The 22,493-nt window shown below is 31.7% G+C and carries 23 protein-coding genes; 11 read left to right on the top strand and 12 right to left on the bottom strand.

Going from position 1 to position 22,493, the window contains the following annotated elements; all coding sequences use genetic code 11:
- Window positions 1-169: 169 nt before the first annotated feature.
- From clpX to IM744_RS17265, 6 genes are all read right to left on the bottom strand, one after another.
- A complete protein-coding gene (gene clpX, locus IM744_RS17290) occupies window positions 170-1,405 on the bottom strand; it encodes an ATP-dependent Clp protease ATP-binding subunit ClpX (RefSeq protein ID WP_194509434.1) in 1,236 nt (411 codons plus the stop codon).
- A 157-nt stretch (window positions 1,406-1,562) separates the two neighbouring features.
- Window positions 1,563-2,237, bottom strand: a complete 675-nt coding sequence (gene clpP, locus IM744_RS17285; RefSeq protein ID WP_194509433.1) for an ATP-dependent Clp endopeptidase proteolytic subunit ClpP — start codon at window positions 2,235-2,237, stop codon at window positions 1,563-1,565.
- A gap of 90 nt (window positions 2,238-2,327) precedes the next feature.
- Window positions 2,328-3,650, bottom strand: coding sequence for a trigger factor (gene tig, locus IM744_RS17280; protein WP_194509432.1), 1,323 nt, complete (start codon window positions 3,648-3,650; stop codon window positions 2,328-2,330).
- A gap of 79 nt (window positions 3,651-3,729) precedes the next feature.
- Window positions 3,730-4,077 carry a phage holin family protein gene (locus IM744_RS17275; protein WP_194509431.1) on the bottom strand — a complete coding sequence of 116 codons (348 nt, stop codon included), beginning with the start codon at window positions 4,075-4,077 and terminating at the stop codon, window positions 3,730-3,732.
- A 19-nt stretch (window positions 4,078-4,096) separates the two neighbouring features.
- Entirely contained in the window at window positions 4,097-4,870 is a 774-nt protein-coding gene (locus IM744_RS17270; RefSeq protein WP_194509430.1) for an alpha/beta fold hydrolase, read from the bottom strand.
- Between the two features lie 106 nt (window positions 4,871-4,976).
- Complete coding sequence (locus tag IM744_RS17265; protein WP_194509429.1) at window positions 4,977-5,690, bottom strand: pyridoxine 5'-phosphate synthase; 714 nt, start codon at window positions 5,688-5,690, stop codon at window positions 4,977-4,979.
- Between the two features lie 90 nt (window positions 5,691-5,780).
- On the opposite strand from IM744_RS17265, the gene IM744_RS17260 reads away from it, so the two are divergent.
- From IM744_RS17260 to murI, 8 genes are all read left to right on the top strand, one after another.
- Window positions 5,781-6,437, top strand: coding sequence for a CBS domain-containing protein (locus IM744_RS17260; protein ID WP_194509428.1), 657 nt, complete (start codon window positions 5,781-5,783; stop codon window positions 6,435-6,437).
- Between the two features lie 2 nt (window positions 6,438-6,439).
- Window positions 6,440-7,315, top strand: coding sequence for an NAD kinase (locus IM744_RS17255; RefSeq protein WP_194509427.1), 876 nt, complete (start codon window positions 6,440-6,442; stop codon window positions 7,313-7,315).
- Between the two features lie 109 nt (window positions 7,316-7,424).
- Window positions 7,425-8,114 carry a type IX secretion system protein PorG gene (gene porG / locus IM744_RS17250; RefSeq protein WP_194509426.1) on the top strand — a complete coding sequence of 230 codons (690 nt, stop codon included), beginning with the start codon at window positions 7,425-7,427 and terminating at the stop codon, window positions 8,112-8,114.
- Window positions 8,115-8,855 carry an isoprenyl transferase gene (locus IM744_RS17245; protein ID WP_194509425.1) on the top strand — a complete coding sequence of 247 codons (741 nt, stop codon included), beginning with the start codon at window positions 8,115-8,117 and terminating at the stop codon, window positions 8,853-8,855.
- Window positions 8,788-11,412, top strand: a complete 2,625-nt coding sequence (locus tag IM744_RS17240) for a BamA/OMP85 family outer membrane protein (protein WP_194509424.1) — start codon at window positions 8,788-8,790, stop codon at window positions 11,410-11,412. Before IM744_RS17245 ends, IM744_RS17240 begins: the two co-directional genes overlap by 68 nt.
- A gap of 166 nt (window positions 11,413-11,578) precedes the next feature.
- Entirely contained in the window at window positions 11,579-12,613 is a 1,035-nt protein-coding gene (locus tag IM744_RS17235) for an OmpH family outer membrane protein (protein WP_194509423.1), read from the top strand.
- A 33-nt stretch (window positions 12,614-12,646) separates the two neighbouring features.
- Window positions 12,647-13,156 carry an OmpH family outer membrane protein gene (locus IM744_RS17230; protein WP_194509422.1) on the top strand — a complete coding sequence of 170 codons (510 nt, stop codon included), beginning with the start codon at window positions 12,647-12,649 and terminating at the stop codon, window positions 13,154-13,156.
- Between the two features lie 63 nt (window positions 13,157-13,219).
- Window positions 13,220-13,999, top strand: a complete 780-nt coding sequence (gene murI / locus IM744_RS17225; protein ID WP_194509421.1) for a glutamate racemase — start codon at window positions 13,220-13,222, stop codon at window positions 13,997-13,999.
- Between the two features lie 129 nt (window positions 14,000-14,128).
- On the opposite strand, the gene IM744_RS17220 is transcribed toward murI, so the two are convergent.
- The 4 genes from IM744_RS17220 to IM744_RS17205 form a co-directional block, all read right to left on the bottom strand.
- On the bottom strand, window positions 14,129-14,644 hold the full coding sequence (locus IM744_RS17220; RefSeq protein WP_194509420.1) for a gamma carbonic anhydrase family protein: 516 nt from the start codon (window positions 14,642-14,644) through the stop codon (window positions 14,129-14,131).
- A 106-nt stretch (window positions 14,645-14,750) separates the two neighbouring features.
- Window positions 14,751-15,485, bottom strand: a complete 735-nt coding sequence (locus IM744_RS17215; protein WP_194509419.1) for a LytR/AlgR family response regulator transcription factor — start codon at window positions 15,483-15,485, stop codon at window positions 14,751-14,753.
- Window positions 15,486-15,496: 11 nt separating this feature from the next.
- Window positions 15,497-16,078: a hypothetical protein gene (locus IM744_RS17210; RefSeq protein ID WP_194509418.1), complete on the bottom strand. Its 582-nt coding sequence runs from the start codon at window positions 16,076-16,078 to the stop codon at window positions 15,497-15,499.
- Between the two features lie 28 nt (window positions 16,079-16,106).
- Entirely contained in the window at window positions 16,107-18,272 is a 2,166-nt protein-coding gene (locus IM744_RS17205) for a tetratricopeptide repeat-containing sensor histidine kinase (RefSeq protein WP_194509417.1), read from the bottom strand.
- Between the two features lie 232 nt (window positions 18,273-18,504).
- Between IM744_RS17205 and IM744_RS17200 the strand changes: the two genes are divergently transcribed.
- The 3 genes from IM744_RS17200 to IM744_RS17190 are packed head-to-tail and all read left to right on the top strand — an operon-like array spanning window position 18,505 to window position 21,272.
- On the top strand, window positions 18,505-19,521 hold the full coding sequence (locus IM744_RS17200) for an SIMPL domain-containing protein (protein ID WP_194509416.1): 1,017 nt from the start codon (window positions 18,505-18,507) through the stop codon (window positions 19,519-19,521).
- Window positions 19,522-19,531: 10 nt separating this feature from the next.
- On the top strand, window positions 19,532-20,110 hold the full coding sequence (locus tag IM744_RS17195) for a rhodanese-like domain-containing protein (protein ID WP_194509415.1): 579 nt from the start codon (window positions 19,532-19,534) through the stop codon (window positions 20,108-20,110).
- 7 nt (window positions 20,111-20,117) lie between these two features.
- Complete coding sequence (locus IM744_RS17190) at window positions 20,118-21,272, top strand: vWA domain-containing protein (RefSeq protein WP_194509414.1); 1,155 nt, start codon at window positions 20,118-20,120, stop codon at window positions 21,270-21,272.
- A gap of 87 nt (window positions 21,273-21,359) precedes the next feature.
- Here the strand turns inward: IM744_RS17190 and IM744_RS17185 are convergent, their stop codons facing one another.
- Window positions 21,360-22,367 carry a PorP/SprF family type IX secretion system membrane protein gene (locus IM744_RS17185; RefSeq protein WP_194509413.1) on the bottom strand — a complete coding sequence of 336 codons (1,008 nt, stop codon included), beginning with the start codon at window positions 22,365-22,367 and terminating at the stop codon, window positions 21,360-21,362.
- Window positions 22,368-22,373: 6 nt separating this feature from the next.
- Window positions 22,374-22,493 (bottom strand): T9SS type B sorting domain-containing protein (locus IM744_RS17180; RefSeq protein ID WP_194509412.1); only part of this gene is annotated, 120 nt, incomplete at its 5' end.

Genomic DNA, 22,493 nt, shown 5'->3' with positions numbered 1-22,493 from the left:
ATATTTACAAAGTCTTATCTAAGCAAGTATATAGAATTACTTGTTATAAGACCTAAATTAGAAACAAAGTATTCAAAATATTGTTAAGCAATATTAATTATTAAATCCAATAAAAAACCACTCTCGGGAAAAGAGTGGTTTTTTTATATGTATTTAAAGCTATATTTTTCTACGATACTGCTTTCAACTTTTTAATTGTTGTTTTAGACAGTTTTCCCTCAGCATAAGATCTTGTTACATTCAATTTTTCATCATCATTACTAGGCATTTCAAACATCGCATCTGTTAAAATTTCTTCGCATAGTGAACGTAGTCCTCTTGCTCCTAACTTATACTCTATAGCTTTTGTAACTATGAAATCTAAAGCACCTTCTGTAATAGTCATTTCTACATCATCCATCTCAAACAGTTTTTTATACTGCTTGATAATGGCATTTTTAGGTTCGGTTAAAATTGCTCTCAATGTTTTAGCATCTAATGGATCCATGTATGTCAAAACAGGAAGACGACCAATAATTTCTGGAATTAAACCAAAATCTTTTAAATCTTTAGGTATGATATATTGTAATAAATTAGTTTTATCTATAACCTCACTGTCATTGGAAGCAGCTTTATATCCCATAGCTGCCATATTTAACCGTTTTGAAATTTTCTTATCAATACCATCAAATGCTCCTCCTGCAATAAACAAGATATGCTCAGTATTTACTTCAATGAACTTTTGGTCTGGATGCTTTCTCCCACCTTTTGGAGGTACGTTAACAACTGTTCCTTCTAAAAGTTTCAATAACGCTTGTTGTACACCTTCACCAGAAACATCTCTAGTGATAGAAGGGTTATCACTTTTACGCGCTATTTTATCAATCTCATCAATAAAAACGATACCTTTTTCTGCCTTTTCTAAATTGTAATCTGCAGCTTGAAGTAAACGTGTTAGAATACTTTCTACATCTTCTCCAACATAACCAGCTTCTGTCAATACAGTAGCATCAACAATTGCTAATGGCACATTTAACATTCTAGCGACAGTTTTTGCCATTAGAGTTTTACCTGTACCTGTTTCACCTACCATGATAATATTTGATTTTTGAATCTCAATATCATCATCACTTGGTGGTTGTAATAAACGTTTGTAGTGGTTATAAACTGCAACAGACATTACTTTTTTAGTGTATTCTTGACCAATAATATATTCATCAAGAAAGTTTTTTATCTGTTGTGGTTTTTTAAGCATTAAATCTGAAGACAACTCTTCATTACCAGCTTGTTTAGATTCTTCTATAACAATACCATGAGCTTGCTCGATACAACGATCACAAATGTGTGCATCTAAGCCTGCTATTAATAAACTGGTTTCTGGCTTTTTTCTTCCACAAAACGAACATTCTAATTCTTCCTTTGCCATTCTTTAAATTTAAAATTTATAGTTTATAATTCTTAATCGAATTCAACTACAACTTTCTTTTTATTGTTTTTATATATTCGGAAAACATCAAAACTCTCAAAATCGTAATGCTATTACAAGATGTTTGAGAATTCCAATTTCCGAAGTAAATGATAGTTTATCCTCTTGATAATACTTCGTCTATCATACCGTATTCTTTAGCTTTATCTGCTTTCATCCAGTAATCACGATCACTGTCTTCATAGATTTTGTCGTAATCCTGACCAGAATGCTTACTAATTATTTTATATAATTCCTCTTTAAGGATTAATATCTCACGAGCTGTAATTTCTATATCACTCGCTTGACCTTGCGCACCTCCTAATGGCTGGTGAATCATTACACGAGAATGTGTTAAACCACTACGCTTACCTTTTTCTCCTGCACATAACAACACTGCTCCCATTGAAGCTGCCATTCCTGTACAAATCGTTGCTACGTCTGGCTTAATTAACTGCATTGTATCGTAGATACCTAAACCTGCATAAACACTTCCTCCTGGAGAGTTAATGTAGATTTGAATATCTTTAGTAGCATCTGCACTTTCTAAAAATAATAATTGTGCCTGTATAATATTTGCAATTTGATCATTGATTGCAGTACCCATAAAAATAATACGATCCATCATCAAACGTGAAAACACATCTAATTGAGAAATATTTAACTGACGTTCTTCTATAATATAAGGTGTCATACTAGTTGGATACATACTGCTAACAATCTTGTTGTAATATGTACTGCTGATACCTTGATCTTTTATTGCGAATTTTTCAAATTCTTTTCCGTAATCCATATATCTTTTTCTGAAATTTTATTGTGAAACAAAAAAGCGTAAAACTTATAAAGTTCTACGCTCAAATATACTAATTATAAATATAATTTTTTAGCTATAAAACTCTTTTACGAATTCGTCGTAAGTTATTTCTTTTGTCTTTAAGTTAGCTTCTGCTTTGTAAAGATTTAACAGTTTAGTGCTCATTAATTGTTCAGATAAACGCTTCACCTCATCTTTATTAGATAAAATTCTTGCTGCAATCCCGTCTAATTCTTCATCACTAGAATTCATTTGACCAAATTGTGCCATTTGCACTTTAATCATTTCTCTAGCGTGAGCTTGTAAATCTTCAAATTTTACTTGAAGTTCATGCTTCTCAATTAATTTACCTTCAATTAATTGGTAACGCATGCTTTTTTCTGACTTTTCGTATTCTTCTTTAGCTTGATCTGCATCCATTTGAGTCTCACCTGCAGTTTGCATCCATTTTTGCAAGAATGAAGCTGGTAAGTCAAATTTTGTGTTTTCTACTAAATTTTCGGTTACGTCATTTAATAGTTTTTGATCACCTTGCTGTAAAAATTGCTTTTCAGAATCTTCTTTGATTTTGTCTTTAAGCTCTGTTACTGATGTTACAGCTCCTTTTCCGAAGAGTTTATCAAACAATTCTTGATCTAAGTCTGCTAATTCTCTCTCATTAATTTCATTAATTGTGAAATTAACTTCGATATCTAAACCATGAGCATCATCATGAGATACTTTTAAAAAGTTCATCAAGTCATGATCGTCATTAAATAATCCTTTAGTTTTTAAAGTAACAACATCCCCTACTTTAGCACCTATAAATTGCTTCTCTGTTGATTTACCTTTAAATTTATCTAAGGTAATCATTATAGAGTTGTTGATTTCTTTTTCTTCGTTTTCAAAAACCCCAGTAATCTCAGAGTCTTTTGCTACTTCTGTTTGAGGTGTTATTTTACCGTATTGTTTTCTAATATGAACAATTTGGTCATCAATCATTTTTTTATCTGCAACGATATTGTAATGAGTGATTGCTTTTTTACTTTTTAAGTTGACTTCAAAATCTGGTGCTAAACCTAATTCAAATTCAAAAGAAAAATTATCGCTATCCCAATCTAAATCATCTTGAGGTTTTGGTAACGGGTTACCTAAAACATCTAATTTCTCTTCTGTTAAATATTTACCTAAAGCATCTTGTAACAACTTATTAACCTCATCTACCAATACAGCTTTACCATATTGCTTCTTTACCATTGTCATTGGCACATGTCCTTTTCTAAAACCAGGTATGTTTGCCGATTTACGGTAATCTGCTAATATTTTTTCTACTTGATCGCTATAATCTTCTTTAGCGATGTCTACTTTTACAACTGCATTTAATGCATCGATGTTTTCTCTTGTGATGTTCATTTTAAATCATATCAAAATTGGGCTGCAAAAATACGTATTTTTTTGCAACTCGACAATAGTTTAACTTCTGTATATCAGACTATTTTTTATCGTCGCTCAAAAGCGAATAGGCAATAGATTGACAGATGGATAATAAAATACTAAACAGTAAGGCGATCCAGAAACCGCTCACGCCAAATCCATCAATAAAATTATCTGCCAGTAAAATGATACATGCATTAATGACGAATAAAAATAATCCCAATGTCACAATGGTAATTGGAATCGTTAAAATAACAAGAATTGGTTTTACAATAAAGTTAAGTAGTCCCAATACAATGGCAACAATAAGAGCTGCAACAAATCCTGTAACTTCAACACCTGGCAGAAAATGTGCCAAAAGCATTACAATTCCTGCTGTAACTATAAGTCTGATTAATAAATTCATTTTAAAAAAGTTTAATTGATTATGAGTTTAAGGTAATAAATTTAATCACAGCGTCATAGAAATCTGTTGGGTTTTCTGCATGCAACCAGTGACCTGCATTACTTATGGTTTCTATTTCTGCTAATGGAAAATGTTGTTTTATGAGTTTCTCATCTGTTGGCATCACATATTCGCTTTTATCACCTCTTAAAAATAAAGTTGGTTTTTCAAACTTTGAATGGATTGGTAGAGCTTCTCCAACCTCAGCAACATTATCTTTTAATACATCAAGATTAATGCGTAGCGCAAGTTGCCCTTTTTCTATCCAATATAAATTTTTAAGTAAAAACATACGTGTACCAATCTCGTGTACATATTTAGATAATTGCTTATCTGCTTCTCCTCTACTTTTTACTTCGGAAAAATCTAAAGCAGACAATCCCTCTAAAATAGCATCATGATGAACTGGATAAAAACGCGGACTGATATCTGCTACCAACAATTTAGAAACTAGTTCTGGATATTCTGTAGCAAAAAGCATTGCAGTTTTTCCACCCATGGAATGACCTAATAGAATAATATCTTCAAGGTTGTGGTCATTGCAATAGGTTTTTAAATCTTTTGCTAATACTTCGTAACTAAAATCGTCATCGTGGAAACTTCTACCATGATTTCTTTGATCTACAAGATGCACCTCAAAACCTGCTTCACTGAATTTATTTCCTAAGGTTTTCCAGTTGTCGCTCATACCTAAAAATCCGTGGAGGATTACGAAGGGTTGACCTTGTCCTATTATTTGGGAGTGTAGTTTCATTTTTTCTTTTTAAATAATGAGATTTCTCATAAGCTGTACTTAGCTACTTTCAATAAAAATTACTTTTCACTTCAGAAATGTTCAAAACGACAAAAATCAAGATTTTTTATTTAAGTCTCTGTAAATACATCTGTACTACATTTTCAATCCCTAAGTATAAACTTTCAGCAATCAAAGCATGACCTATAGACACTTCTAATAATCCTGGAATATTGTCTTTAAAAAACTTTATGTTATCTAATGACAAATCATGTCCTGCATTGATACCTATACCTATTTCATTAGATAACTCTGCAGCTTCAGTAAAAGGTATAATTGCTTTTTCGTTTCCTAGACTGTATTGATGCGCAAAACTTTCGGTATAAAGCTCAATTCTATCTGCTCCTGTGAGTTTTGCACCTTCTATCATTTCTAGTACTGGATCTACAAATATTGAGGTACGTATTCCGTGGGAATTAAATTCCTGAATCACTTCTGTCAAAAAATCTTTGTGCTTAATCGTATCCCAACCAGCATTCGACGTCAACGCATCAACAGCATCTGGCACTAAAGTAACTTGCGTTGGTTTTACCTCTAAGACCAAATCCATGAATGATTTTATCGGGTTTCCCTCTACATTAAACTCTGTATAAACCTCTGGTTTTAAATCTCGAGTATCTTGATACCTAATATGTCTTTCATCTGGTCTTGGATGAACCGTAACACCTTGCGCTCCAAAACGCTGCACGTCTTTTGCAAACTGCACCACGTTTGGTGTATTACCACCTCTAGAATTTCTTAGCGTAGCAATCTTATTAATATTTACACTTAACTTAGTCATATATTCATAATTTACAGATACAAAAATACAAACAAGTTGATGCTTATTGTGGTTATTTTTAATTAATTTGCAATAGAATTAAACACGAATATGCCATTACAAGAATACATCATAAACGATATAAAACCGCTTAACATTAACGAAAAGGTAAGCGATGCTCAACTCCTGTTTAACGAGTTGACATATTCTCATATCCCAGTAGAAAGAGATGGAGTTTACCTAGGCTGTATTTCAGAAAATGATGCACATTGCTTTGAGTCACAAAAAATTATTGCTGATTGTAATTATTCTATTGAAGGCTTCTTTGTGAGACCTGAAACTAATTGGTTAGACGTTCTTGAAACCTTTGCTCAAAACTCGTGTAATATTATGCCTGTTCTTGACAAAAACAATAACTATCTAGGATATTATGAGCTTGGTGATATTATTGGTTTGTTTAATGAAACACCATTTTTTGCAGAACCTGGTGGTATACTAATTGTTGAAAAAGGAATACAAGATTATTCGTTTAGTGAAATTAGTCAAATTGTAGAATCCAATGACGCTAAATTATTAGGTGCTTTTATCTCTAAAATGGATAATGATTTGGTTCAAATCACCCTTAAAATTGGCAATACAGGACTAAATGATGTGGCACAAACTTTTAGGCGTTACAGTTACAATATCATTTCTGGTCATGAAGAAGATACATATATAGAAAATTTGAAGGAACGGTCTGACTACCTCAAAAAATACTTAGACATATAATTATGAAGGTAGCGGTTTACAGTTTGTATTATCCTGAAAAATCTTTAGAATGTTTTGAAGAGCTTATTGATGTTCTTCGGAAAAATAACGTTGACATCCATATTGAGAGTAAATTTTATGAACAGCTCGTTTCCGAAGAAAAAAAAACGGATACGATCCAGACGTTTTCAAAATTAGACGAAAGTTTTGACCTCTTAGTTAGTGTTGGTGGTGATGGTACTATTTTAAGAGCCATTACCTTTGTTAGAGATTTTTCTATTCCAATTGTGGGAATTAACACTGGACGTCTTGGTTTTCTAGCCACTATTCAATCTGATGAAATTGAAACCGCCATTGAACATATACTAAATGGTAACTACAAAACATCTGATCGCACTTTATTAAGTGTAGAAACCAATACTAAAAATGAGGCTTTAACCGAAACAAATTTTGCGCTTAATGAGATTGCTGTAAGTAGAAAAAACACAACCTCTATGATAACTGTAGAAACACATCTCAATGATGAGTATTTGACGTCTTATTGGGCTGACGGACTTATTGTAGCTACACCAACAGGGTCTACAGGGTACTCCTTAAGTTGTGGTGGTCCAGTAATCACACCAGATGCAAACAGTTTTGTATTAACACCTATTGCTCCTCATAATTTAAATGCAAGGCCATTAATTATACGAGACGATACAACGATACAATTACAAGTTGATGGTCGTGAGGATCAACACTTAATGTCTTTAGATTCTAGAATCATTACGCTAACCAACGCAACCGTCATTACAATCAAAAAAGCAAGTTTTAAGATAAAAATGGTAGAACTGCTTAATGAGAGTTTTATTGATACCTTAAGACAGAAATTACTTTGGGGAGAAGACAAAAGAAATTAAGAGTTAAATACGCAATAAATCCTTATATATTCTGTTTTTAGGAAGACTATTTGCCTCAAATTACCAAAGGCAATTCAGAATTATTATATTTGCAAACTTTTAAAAATTTATGAGGTATTTAATCTTATTTTTATTGGGTCTATTTTTCACACAGACAAGCCACTCTCAAATTTATGAGGTTGGAGTGTTTGCTGGTGGAAGTAATTTTATTGGTGATATTGGTTCTACAACTTACATAGCACCAAATGCACCAGCACTTGGCGTTATTTTAAAATGGAATAGAAGTCCAAGACATTCTTGGAGAGTCTCTTTAATATATTCAGATTTAGTAGGTGAAGATTCAAAATCTGATGATCCTAGACGAAAAGCTAGAAATTATTCTTTTGATAGTAATTTACTAGAAATTTCAGCAGGAATGGAATATACGTTTTGGGATTTTGATTTGCATAAAAGTGGATTAAAGGCTGTTCCTTATTTATATTCTGGAATAAGTACAGCTAAATATAATAACTATTATTTTAATTCGGTAGGACAATATACATCTGAAGGAACAGATAGTTGGGCTTTTGGAATCCCAATGGCTTTAGGTATCAAATCTAACATTACTAATCATTTAATTTTAGGATTTGAGGTTGGTGCACGATATACGTTTACTGATGAATTAGATGGTAGTGTTCCAGATGCAACAGAACTAGAAGGATTTTCCTTTGGAAACATAAACAGTAATGACTGGTATGTATTTACTGGTTTTACATTAACTTATACATTTGGTCAACGACCATGTTATTGCAATTTTTAAATGGATTTGAAAGATCAAATACAACTCAATAAATTACCTCGCCATGTTGCTATCATCATGGATGGCAATGGTCGTTGGGCAAAAAAACAAGGATTGCTTAGAGTCATTGGTCATGAAAATGGAACAAAATCTGTAAGAGATGTTATTGAAGCTAGTGCCGAAATTGGCATTAAAAACTTAACGCTTTATGCTTTTTCTACGGAAAATTGGAAACGACCAAAACTAGAGGTTCAAACCCTTATGAAGCTTTTAGTAAAATCATTAAAGAAGGAAATCAAAACACTCCAAGATAATAACATAAAATTATCTGCCATTGGAAATCTAAATGATTTACCTAAAAACGCTCATAAAGAACTTTTAGAGGTTATTGAAAAAACAAAAGACAATACTCATATGACCCTAACTTTAGCACTTAGTTATGGATCAAGAGAAGAGATTGTTAACGTTATCAAAGAATTAACATATAAAGTTAAAAATAATATAATTTCTATTGAAAGTATTGACGAATCAATTATTAATAAGCATCTTTACACGCAAAATTTACCAGATGTTGATTTGTTAATTCGAACCAGTGGTGAACATAGAATAAGCAATTTTTTGCTATGGCAAATCGCTTATGCAGAATTATATTTTACAGATATTCTTTGGCCTGATTTTAAGAAGAAGGACCTATATGAAGCTTTGGTTAATTATCAAAAAAGAGAACGACGATTTGGAAAAACAAGTGAACAACTTAGCTAACAACTTACTTTTGAAAACATATATTAAGCCACTGCTTACAGCATTTATTTTTATTACATCTTTTGTAGTAACTGCACAACAATCTGATTTTAATCAAGGTAAGAAATACATCTTAGAAGATATTCAGGTTACTGGCAATACAAATTTTAATCCATCTACAGTTATTTCTTTTTCGAGATTAAAAGTAGGCGAAGAAATTGTCATTCCTGGAGAAGAAATTAGTAATGCAATTAAAAAGCTTTGGGATTCTAACCTCTTTAGTAGTATAGATGTATATCTAGCCAAAACAGAAGGCAACAAAGCTTACTTAGAAATTAATCTTGTTGACTTACCAGAATTAAATGAGGTGACAATACAAGGTGTCAAAAAAGGTAAAATTGAAGGTCTAATAACTGAAAACAGCCTTACTAAAGGAGCTAAAGTAACCGAAAACTTAGTAACAACTACACGTAATTATATTTCCAATAAATATAAAAAGCAAGGTTTTTTAAATGCTAAAACTACAGTAACTACTAAAGAAATTACTGGTGATTCTATTGAGAAAGCAAGAGTAAATATGCTTGTTTTTATTGATAAAGGTCAAAAAGTAAAAATTGACCATATTAACTTTAATGGTAATGATAAGATTTCTGATAAAAAACTCAGGAAATCCATGAAGAATACCAAGCAAAAAAATCCAATTCGTATTTTAAAACGTTCTAAATATATTAAAGAAGATTACAAAGAAGATTTAGTAAGCGTGATTGATACTTATAAAGAAAATGGTTATCGTGATGCGAGAGTTATTGGAGACTCTATTGTTTATCGAAATGACAAGACTGTTAGTCTGTTTATAAATGTAGAAGAAGGTGAACAATACAAATTTGGTAAAATTAAGTTTGTAGGTAACGCTGTATTTACTGACGAGCAACTTCATTCTATTTTAAGGATTAAGGAAGGTTCTACTTACAATGGAGTAGAATTGCGTAAACGTATTGCAGATGACACTAAACCTGATGCAGTTGATATAACAAACCTATATCAAGATAATGGTTATTTATTCTCTACTATAAATCCAGTAGAAACAAGTGCTGTAGGAAATGTTATTGATATGGAGATTAGAATTTCCGAAGGAAAACCAGCATACTTTAATAATGTAAGTGTTAGTGGTAATGATAAAACAAACGATCATGTTGTTTATAGAGAATTAAGAACTAAACCAGGGACATTATACCGTAAAAGTGATGTGATTAGAACTATTAGAGAACTAGGTCAACTAGGATTCTTTGATGCACAACAATTAACTCCTAATATGAAAAACTTCAACACACAGGATGGTACTGTTGATATTGACTATGAAGTTGTTGAGCGTGGATCTAGCCAGATAGAACTGCAAGGTGGCTATGGTGGTGGAGGTTTTATTGGAACTTTAGGATTATCATTTAACAACTTTGCAATAAAAGATATTTTTAATAAAGAGGCTTACAAACCAATACCATCTGGTGATGGTCAAAGTTTAGCTTTACGCTTACAAGCTTCTCGTTTTTACCAAACCTATAGTTTCTCATTTTCTGAACCTTGGTTAGGAGGAAAACGTCCTGTTCAATTATCAACATCTATATCGCATACCAAACAATTTTTATATAATGCAGTAACTCAAGACGCAGATAAGGATAAACGATTTAATATTACAGGGATTTCTGTAGGGATTGCAAAACGTTTAAAAGTACCAGATGATTACTTTACACTATCTCAAGCAGTAGCATTTCAACATTATAACTTAAAAAATTATAATACTGGTCTATTTACATTTGGAAATGGATATTCTAACAACCTATCTTATACTATTGGTTTATCTAGAAACAATTTATCTGTCGATCCTGTTTATCCAACAGGAGGTTCTAGTTTTTCTATTACAGGAAAATTATCATTACCATACTCATTATTTAATAATGTTGATTATGAAGCGCTAATTAATGAACGTGATGAACTTGACGCTACAGATGCAGATGATTTGGTTAGAATTGGAGAAATAGATCAAGAACGTTTTAATTGGTTAGAATTTTATAAAGTAAAACTCAAAGGAGATTGGTACACTAGAATTTGGGATAAATTGGTTATCAAATCTGGAATGGAATTTGGTTTCCTTGGTGCTTATAACCAAGACAGAGGTGTTGTACCATTTGAGCGTTTCTTCCTTGGTGGTGATGGCTTAGCTAATTATGCACTAGATGGAAGAGAAGTTGTTCAACTTCGTGGATATCCAAACCAATCGTTATCTTCAACAGATGGTGGTACGATTTACAACAAATTCTCGATGGAGCTACGTTATCCAATTACATTAGGTGCTCAAGCAAAAATTTATGGTTTAACCTTCATAGAAGCAGGTGCTTCATTTGATAACTTTAGAGATTATAATCCATTCGACCTTCAAAGATCTGCAGGTGTCGGACTTAGAATCTTCATGCCAGCATTTGGATTATTAGGTATTGATTTTGGTTATGGATTTGATGCTTTACCTGGAGAAACTCAAAAGAATGGTCAAGAAATTCACTTCATTATTGGACAGCAATTTTAATCTTGGCACGATATTTTCTATTAACAATTTGACGATTTAATGTGTGTGTTAAAATTTTTCTAAATATATTTCGTTAATTTGAAAAACTAAACACAATGACAGAATCGTAATTTAATCTGTCTTTTTAAAAGTTTATAGTAAATACATAACTAATAAAATTATACAGATGAAAAGTAAAGTTCTTTTTTTAGTGGCCATAATAAGTCTAATGAGCTTTGTTTCCAATGCACAACGTGGTGTTAGAATAGGTTATATAGATACTGAATATATTTTAGAAAATATTCCAGAATATCAACAAGCTAATTCTCAACTAGAGAGTAAAGTTCAACAATGGAAAACAGAGATTGAGCAACGACTTACTGCGATTGATTCTAAAAAGAAACAATTAAATAGTGAAAGTGTTTTATTAACCAAAGAGTTATATGAAGAACGTTTGGAAGACATTTCATTTGAAGAAGCAGAGGTTTTAGACTATCAACAAAAACGATTTGGACCAAATGGAGATTTGATGATTCAAAAGAAACAGTTGATTCAACCTATCCAAGATCAAATTTTTGCTGCAGTTCAAGAAATTGCAGGTGGTAAAAAATATGATTTCATCTTTGATAAATCTGCAGATGTTGTGATGTTGTACTCAGCAGAGCGATTTGACCTTAGCGAGCTTGTTATAAGAAGTATTACAAGATCTTTTAAACGAACACAAGCAAAATCTAGATCTGAGCGTAAAGAAGCAGAAAAAGAAGATGTTGTACCTATTGTGAATAAAGAATTAGATGAACGTCAACAAGCCATTGAAGATAAAAAATCTGCACGTGAATCTGAAATAGCTAAACGTCAAGAAGCACAATTAAAAAGAAGAGATTCTTTAAAAGCTGCTGCTGCAGAAAGACGTCAAAAAATATTAGACGAGAGAGCAGAGGCTAAAGCAGAAAGAGATAGTACAAATGGTGAAAAAGTTCAAACCTCAGAAAAAGGTGAAAACACTAAAAAACAAGATTCTAGTAAAGCTAAAGTAAATACTGGAACTAAAACTCCAGCTCAAGTAGCCGAAGAGAAGAAACAAAAAAAAATAAAAGATCGTGAAGAGCGTAAAAAAGCACTCGAAGAGCGAAAAAAGAAAATATTAGAAGAGAGAAAAAAAGCAAAAGATGAACGAGAGGCAAAACAAAAAGAAACTGACTCTGTTCCTGACGATAACTAAAAATAATAATTATAACACGTAACAAATTTAAAAATGAAACATTTAAAAACCCTTGTATTAGCAGCTATACTATTTGTTGGAACAACAACTCTTGCAACAGCACAAAGTAAAATTGCACATATCAACACTACTGAGTTAGTACAATCTATGCCAGATATGAAAGCTGCTCAAGCTGAAATTGAAAAATTATCTAAGACTTACGATGCAGATTACAAAACGATGGTTACTGAGCTTCAAAACAAAGTAACACAGTACAGAGCAGAAGTTGATACTAAAACTGAAGAAGAAAACACAAAACGTGCTCAAGAAGTTCAACAAATGGAACAAAGCATTCGTGAGTACCAAGCAGGAGCTCAAGAAGATCTTGGTAAAAAAGAAGCAGCTTTATTAAAGCCTATCTTTGAAAAAGCTAAGGCTGCAATTACTAAAGTATCTAAAGCTCAAGGTTTCCAATATGTATTAGACTCTACTCAAGGTGGTGGTGTACTAGTTGCAGATGGTAAAGACCTTTTAGCAGATGTAAAGAAAGAATTAGGATTCTAAGAGAATTCTAAAATAAATCACAAGGAAGCCACTTTTAATAAGTGGCTTTTTTATTTTTGTTATATGAGTAAACAAGCCATAGGTGTTTTTGATTCTGGAATTGGAGGCACATCCATATTCAAGGAAATCAATGCGCTATTGCCTCATGAAAACACCATCTACTTAGCAGATAGCAAAAATGCGCCTTATGGTAATAAATCAAAGGATGAGATTATTGCTTTGAGTATTAAAAATACAGAGTTACTCCTAGAGAAGAATTGTAAAATTATTGTTGTGGCTTGTAATACAGCTACAACAAATGCTATTTCTCATTTACGCGAAACCTATAATATTCCATTTATTGGTATAGAGCCTGCAATTAAACCTGCTGCTTTAAACACACAATCTAAAGCCATAGGGATTCTTGCTACAAAAGGAACGTTAAGCAGTGCGCTATTTCATAAAACTACAGATTTATATAGTAATGGCATCAAAATTATCGAGCAAGTTGGCAAAGGTATTGTAGAATTAATTGAAGCGGGAGAAACGAATAGTGATGAGATGAAATCACTTTTACACGTATATTTAAAACCAATGCTTAGAGCAGATATTGACTATCTCGTTTTAGGTTGCACACATTATCCATACCTTATTCCATTATTATTGGAAATCCTTCCTAAGCATGTCAAAATTATCGATTCTGGTTTGGCAGTTGCAAAGCAGACCCAGGCTGTTTTAAGGCAACATGAGCTTCTAAATATGACGACTCAAAACACTGAGAATATTTTTTATTCCAACGGAAATGTAACTGTCCTGAAAACTATTTTAGATGATAAGTTTATTGTGAAGAGCTTGGATTTTTAGTAATCATCCCGATAATTATCGGGACCGAAGTTATTTTTAAAAGAATAATTATCATTCAGAGCGTAAGCGAAGAATCTATTGATAAATATTAGATTCTTCAGTCATTCTTCCTTCTGAATGAAATTTCAACTATTCTTTAAACCAACTAGAATACTCCAAATAATTATCTGCAATACGATTAATCTCACCAGAAATTAATTCTTGACTAATATCCTTTACCTTTTTTGCTGGAACGCCTGCGTAAATACTGCCAGACTCTACAATTGTATTTTTAGTCACTACTGCTCCTGCAGCAATAATACTATTGCTTTCTATGATGCAATCGTCCATAACAATGCTTCCCATACCAATAAGCACATTATCTTGAATGGTGCAACCGTGAACTATCGCGTTGTGACCAATTGAGACATTGTTACCAATAGTTGTAGGGGATTTTTGATAGGTCGCATGAATCACTGCTCCATCTTGAATATTAACCTTATCTCCTATTTTAATAAAATGTACATCACCTCGAATAACAGCATTAAACCAAATACTACATTGTTTTCCTATAGAAACTTCACCAACAATGGTTGCGTTTTCTGCGATGTAACAATCATCTGAAATTTGTGGATGTTTTCCTTTTACTGGTTTTATAATTGGCATATTATTCCTTTAAAAAAAGGAATCTCTTTTGGTTTAGATCATTCCTTTCTGATTAGACTATGTTTTAGTTTTTCTATTATGAGATCCCTTTTTTCAAAGGGATTGATTATTTAAAATAAGACAACAAATCTGATTTCTTAGAGGCAGATACCATAATTTCCTTTCCGTTGCTTAAAACAACGCTTCCTCCTTTTCCTTTGATGTATTTGGTAACTTCATTAACGTTGACCAGATAACTTTTATGAACTCTTGCAAAACCACTTTCAGTCAATGCATCTTCAAAATACTTTAAGGTTTTACTAACGAGTTTCTTTTTATTATTATTGAGATAGATTTCTGTGTAATTATCATCTGCTTTACAATACATAATGTCTGCTGTTTGTAGAACTTCAAACCCATCTTGTTGTGGAATGGTAATTTTACCATTGACAGTATTCATTTTTGGAACTAGAACTTGATCTTGTAGTGCGTCTTCTTTTGTTCTGATTTCGGTCACATAATCTACCGCTTTAATGAGTTCATCTATAGAAATAGGCTTCATCAAATAATACGAAGCATGTGCATTTAAAGCATCTATTGCATAATGATTATAAGCGGTTACAAAAACCGTTTCAAAATTTACATCACCAACTTTATCTAATAAGTCAAACGCATTACCATAAGGCATTTCTACGTCTAGAAACACTAAATCTAATTCTGTATTACGAATTAAAACCAAAGCCTCTTCTACATTTGCTGCCTCTCCAAGCACTTCAACATTTGGGCAATACTTGTTGAGATAATTCCTGAGGATTTTTCTGCTTGTTTCTTCGTCTTCTACGATTATTGATTTTAGTTTCATAGTTTAAATCCTTACTTTAAGATAATAGTATTACCTCTTTTAATATTTTCTTCCGTTTTGGTAATAAGTCTAATGAGGTTTACACTAACATTTTCTTCGGAAGTTTTAATTTCTTCTACAGAAACCACCATTATAAAATGTTCATCAATCAAAAAGTCATCACTTTTAACATTAAGTATAGTTTCATCTAATTGAAAAATTTGTGGTAGATCATTCAATTCTAAATGAGTTCCAATAAAATCCTTCAAGGAAATTAATTTTGGCTGATAACCATCAACTAAATTGATAAATATTTTTCCAATATATAAATCATCATTAATTGTTATTGAATCTTTTTCTACCGATAAAGATTTAATCTTTTTTGGATTAATAGTTTTTAATATTGAAGCATTACTTATAAAATCTCCATTTATATAAAATGCTACTTTAGTATCTTCAAGTGTGCTTTTACCCGTATTGTGATACACTTTTATTTTAGAACTATCAGAATACACTACTCTTTTCTCAGTATGCGAGGTTATTAGTTTTTTATCTGTTTGACTAAATAAACTACTTGATGAGAGCACCAAAAACAATAAAATCTTAAAACTCATATAATTAGTTAGTTTAATGAAAATTCATTTAATCTTTTTTTAATGTCACTACCACTTTAGTTCCTGCATCTTCTTCCGCAGAATTATCGTCAATAAACACATCAACCTTATCTTTATACATATCGTTAAGAATAGCCACACGTTTTTTTATGTTACCCATTCCTTTTGACTTTTGTTTCTGTTGGTTTTCGGTTTTTAAATCTTTGGATCGCGTTCGTCCAATTCCATCATCTGCTACTGTGATTGTTATTTCGTTATCACTCTTTTTGGCGACGGTAATTTGTAGATGGCCTTTTTCGGTCTTATAACGTAATCCATGCCATACCGCATTTTCTATGTAAGGCTGTAATAACATGGGCGGAATTTGATACTCACCAACAACCACATCCTCATTAACCGTAATATCATAATCAAACTTATCTTGAAATCTGAAATGTTCTAACTTGGTATATAATTCTAAAAGCTCAATTTCTTTTTGCAACGGAATAAAATCTTCTTCACTATTCTCTAAAACTGCTCGCATTAGATGTGAAAAATCTGATAAATATTTATTCGCTGTGCGTTCATCATTACTCGCAATAAAGCTATTAACCGAGTTTAAAGCGTTAAAAATAAAATGTGGATTCATTTGACTACGCAAAGATTTTAAAGCCAGTAAGTTATTTGCTAAACGTTGCTGCTTAATGTATTTGTACATAAAAAAGGCGGTAACGGTCAATAAAACCAAACCTGCAATTAACGAATAGATAATCAATTCTTGGTTTTTACTACGCTCATTAGCCAAACTAGAATTAAGCTGTCGATCACTTTCTAGACTAGTAATTCTATTTTGTTGTTCAATAATATTACGTCTAAAACGATCAGATTGTGAGAGCTCTTGCTCTCGTTTTATATATAATTCATCAACAACCAATTTATAAGCTTCAAAAGCCAATTTTGCATTTTCAAAATCACCTGCATCTACATAAACATCTGAGATTTTTCGTATTGCATCTTTTTTTACGACCAAATCACCCTTAGCATCTGCTTCTTCTCTACTTTTTTCTAAATAAGGGATAGCATTTGCATAATCTTTTTGCAAGAAGTAGGCATTACCAATTTTATAGTTTTGTTTTTGTAATGTGAGTGCACTTTCGTTTTCTACTATAGAATCACGTTCTACATCTTCAACATCCTTTACAATTTCTTTTCTAAGTTGAATTTCTTCGGAATAATTGCGATTAATATTATTGAATTCTGCTACAGTTTCTTTCTCTTCTAAGGCACGTTTTTTACTTCCTTCTTCAGCAAGATTTAGAGAATTATCAAAAAAGTATCCTGCTTCAACAACGCTACCATTACTATTATAGGATTGTGCAATTTTTGAATTTAGATCTACAACCTTTGGTTTTATTAAATGTGTATTAGAAATTTCCAGTCCTTTTTTATAAGCTGTAATTGAAGCATCGTAATCCTTGATACTAAAATAAGTATCTCCCAAACCTTCATATAGAGATACCAACTGATAATTACTCAATTCCTTTTTATCAATAGCTTTATAAGTGTCAATACTCTCTTGATAGTTTTTATTACGTTCATAAGCCTTTGCTAAGCCTAACTTTGCTTCATTAGACTCTTGATTTTGTAGACTTACTCTATAATTTGTTAGTGCCAAATCGTATTGTTTCCAATACATGTAAACTTCTGCTAAAACCAAATAAGCTTCTGCATTTTGTTGCTGAGATCCACTTTGAGATAAAGCTTCACCAGCAAAATTTATACTTTTTCCAATATCTACCTTTTTGTATTTGCTTATAGAATCTACTAATGCATTAAAAGTTTTTACATCTGTTTTAAACTTTGATCGAGATTGTTTGCTTTTAGTCGCTGGCTCTACTTCTACTGTAATACGTTCATCATCTTTAATGGTATAATAAACAGTCTCAAAATCTTTGTGCCTAATGACTAATTCGTCTCCTTTTTTGGCTCTAATAATAAAAGCACCATCAATACTCGTCATTGTATAAGCGCCTCCATTAATTTCAATATTTACTTTTGAAATTGGCTTGTAAGTATCACTTTCTCTAACCGAACCTCTAATTGTAAATAATGTAGCTTCTTTTTTATCGTAAGCTTTATCATCTTGTTGAGCTGTTAGATTTCCGAAGGAAAATAACAGTAACATTAAAAAAATATATGTAAGTATTTGCTTCATTTCATGCCCATTAATTGGGTCTATTATTATTGAACGGAATAAACTTACATACTTTAATTGATTAAATAAAATTGCGTTGAGACGATAAATCACATTTACGTAGCAAAATGTGCAAGGTCACTCATTTATAAATCTCATTGCCTAAACCAAATGACCATTTTACTCATTCTCGTTTTTTTTCAAATTAAGATGCTTCTAAATTTACGGTTCAAATCAAAAAACACATCAAAAAATGAAAAACAACATTTTAAGCCTGTTACTAATTTTAATTTTCTTCGGAAATGTAACAGCACAACACAAAGGAAATTACGATCAAATTTCTCGCCAAAATGTTTTACACTCTGGTAATGCAACGATTTATAATCCAACAGTTCAACAACAAATTTCTAAAACACTCAGTCCAAGTACACATGTGCTTATTGATGTCAAAGCATTACAAAATGTTGAAGCCACAACCTATACTGCCATTTTTAATATCTCTCAAATTGGACCAACTGCAGATAGTACAAACCTTTTAATCAATCAAAGAATTGATAAAATCAAAAGTCAGTTAAAATCAATAGGAATCACAGATGATGATTTTGCTGTAGATGTCATTTCATTTGTTCCAAACTATGAAATTGAAGTACAGAAAAAATTGTTTAGTAAAACTTATACCGAAGTTCCTAATGGGTTTGAATTACAGCAAAATTTACACATACAATTTACAAAAACCAATCAATTTGAAACCATTTTAACTGCTTGTGCCAAAAGTGAAATATACAATCTAGTAAAAGTTGATTATTACATTGAGAACATTGCAGAGGTCTATAAAAACCTACAAACAAAACTTCTTAAACTCATAGAGGAGAAAAAAGCCTATTACAAAGTTTTAGGTTTTGATTTAACAGATTATAATGTGGCAATTGCAGATGACCAATATTGTTATTTCCCAAAAGATTTTTACCAAAGCTACCAAGCTTTTAACAGTGTTTCTTTTGAAGCTATTAAAAAGAAAAAAGGTGTTACTACTGTAAAAAAACAAACCTCATATTACTATCAACCCTTGTCTTATGAAAACTATGATGTGGTTGTGAATCCGTCAATTTTAGAACCTGTTGTACAAATAGGCATGAACATAAGATTGCAATACTCACCAAAACCTAAGGAAACTAAAGTAGAGCCAGTGGTAAAAACAGAAATCAAGCACAAATATTATGTTGTGTCTCCAAACGGAACTATAGACATCAAAGCATTACAAACCGATTAAAATGATAACCATGAAAACAGTATTAATATTATTATCCGTTTCGTTATTAATGTGTTCCACTTCGGAAACTCAAAAACTAGACTTCCCTAAAGCTAAAGTAAGTTATAGCGACTTTGAAGGTTTAGTAAAAGTGGTAAAAGAACACAGAGAGCATAGACTGATAAGCTTTAATGAATTTTCAGAAAAAAGCAAAAAACCAAATGTCATTATTTTAGATACACGTTCTAAAGATATGTATGATAAAAAGCATGTAAAAGGTGCTTTGCATTTAAACTTTTCAGATTTCTCTGTAAGCAATCTAGCTAAGATCATTCCAGATACAAACACAACCATCTTAATTTATTGTAATAATAATTTTGATGGCGACGAGGTACATTTTATGAGCAAAACTTTGTTAATTCCACCTTCCGAAGAAGAAAAAAAGAAGACTTTATCATTGGCTCTCAATATTCCAACTTATATCAATTTATATGGTTATGGCTATAAAAACGTCTATGAGTTAGATGAATTAATTTCCTTTTTTGATCATAGAATCGTGTATGAAGGCACTTCAATTAATCAAGAATACACAATACTAAATAATAAATAACAAACAGATGAAAACAAAATTTAAAACACTCGCAATCTTATTCTGCATGATTGGATTTATGTCTTGTAATGCAAATGAGAAGAAAGAAACAAAGCAAATAGCACTTTTAGAAACTGAAACACATCACCCAAATAAACAATCTATTAAAGTTGCATTATTATTAGACACAAGCAATAGTATGGATGGATTAATTGATCAAGCGAAAGCACAACTCTGGGATATCGTCAATGAATTGTCTTATGCAAAATGTGGTGATGAGCAACCAAACCTTAACATTGCACTTTATGAATATGGCAATGACAATCTCAATGGCGAAGAAGGTTTTATAAGACAAGTCATTGCTTTTAGTGATGATTTAGATGAAATCTCAAAGCAACTATTTTCTCTCACCACAAATGGCGGAAACGAATATTGTGGCCAGGCGATTCAGACCTCTTTAAATCAATTAAAATGGGGAGATAACCAAGATGATTTGAAACTTATATTCATTGCAGGCAACGAGCCTTTCTCACAAGGTAAAATAAGCTATCAAGATGCAGCGAAGCAAGCTCATAAAAATGGAGTTAGTATAAATACTATTTTTTGTGGTGATTATAATCAAGGTATTTCTTCCTATTGGAAAGATGGTGCAGATCTCGCTCATGGTGATTATATGGCGATAAATCATAATCATACAACAACTTATGTTGCTACACCTTATGATGACAAAATTTTAAAATTAAATCAAAAACTTAATAGCACTTATGTTGCTTATGGCAACAATGGACGCAAAAAAATGGCACTCCAAGCAGAACAAGATGATAATGCTCAAGGTTATAGTGATGAAAATGCAGTAAGTAGAACCGTAAGTAAAAGTTCACACTTATATAAAAACTCGTCTTGGGATTTGGTGGATGCCGAAAAAGAGAAAGATTTTAAATATGATTCTTTAAAAAAAGAAGAATTACCTGCAGAACTAAAAGATAAAAACGCAAAAGAAATAAAAGCTTATATCGCAACAAAACGCAAAGAGCGTGAGGTTATTCAAACAGAAATTCAAAACTTAAATGAGAAGCGTAGACTGTTTATAAAGACGCAACAAAAAGAAGGCTCTAATGATTTGGAAAATGCTATGATAAAAGCGATTAAAACACAAGCAAAAGAAAAAAAATATACTTGGTAATTAAGAATAAAACACAATAAATATATTCAACAAAAAAGTCTCGATTAATAATCGAGACTTTTTCTTATTTATAGAAAAGCAATTGTTTTAATTAATTGCAGGACAATTACATTCGTATTTCTCTCTTCTAACATTAAAGTTATAACCCAATGTTATTTGATGAAAACCTCCATTATTAAACACAACCGAATTTGCTTGGTAAGAATATGTATAAGCAAAAACAAAATTATTATAGTCTACACCAACAAAAGGTGTGAAATATTGTAATTTTTGGCTACTTACACCAGACCCATCTAAAAACTCAGCACCATCTAAACTTCTTCTGTAAGATAATCCTCCCCAAACTTTACCAAAATCCATTTTTTTGTAAGCTTTTGCATTGATATCTATAGAAGCTTCTTCAGTTGCATCTTTATATAAAAACATCATAGATGGTTCAAAACTCCAATCGCTATTGTATTTACTAAATGTATTTCCTGCAGAGAATACATAGGTTCTTAAATTATTATAGCTTAAACCTTGTTCGTTAAAATTGATACCATCGTTATTCAATACGTTTTTAACCGTTGCATGTGCATAAAAATCAATTAAATGATATGAGAATCCTACGTCAACATTAAAGTTAGTTGCACTTTGCTCAACACCAGCAATAATTGGATCAAAACCATCTGCTAAAAATTCTGTTTCATCTAATTTATACTGAATAAACCCAGCACTTAATCCAAAGGATAACATATTTAAATCAATCTCATTACGAGAAAACATTAAATGATGTGCATACGTAAAATACGCACCTGTTTGAGAATGATATCCATTCTTATCATTATAAACTATACCTCCAATTGCAGATTGAGAATCTCCTATTCTACCATTAATACTTAAAGTTTGAAGATTAGGCGCTTCATCTTGCCCAAACCATTGTGCACGAGCGGTTAATCTTACTTTAGCAGAATTCCCTACACCAGCCATAGAAGGATGGATTAGGTAGTAATTATCAGTTAAATAATCAGAATAAATGGGTAATCCTTCTTGTGCAGTTCCGACTTGACTGAACAGAATTAAAATTGTTATTAAACAAAACTTTTTTAGATTCATATCGATTTATCTTTTCAGGGTAAAATGGGCTTTAAATTCTTTACGGTCACCTGTATTAGGTTCATTATACTCTACTACAAACCAGTAGTCGCTTGTTGGCAATTGGTTACCATTGTAGGTACCATT

Source organism: Psychroserpens luteus (genome assembly GCF_015319355.1).
Classification (GTDB): domain Bacteria; phylum Bacteroidota; class Bacteroidia; order Flavobacteriales; family Flavobacteriaceae; genus Psychroserpens; species Psychroserpens luteus.
The sequence above is the reverse complement of the archived record's forward strand: the minus strand, read 5'-3'. Positions and strand labels throughout refer to the sequence as shown.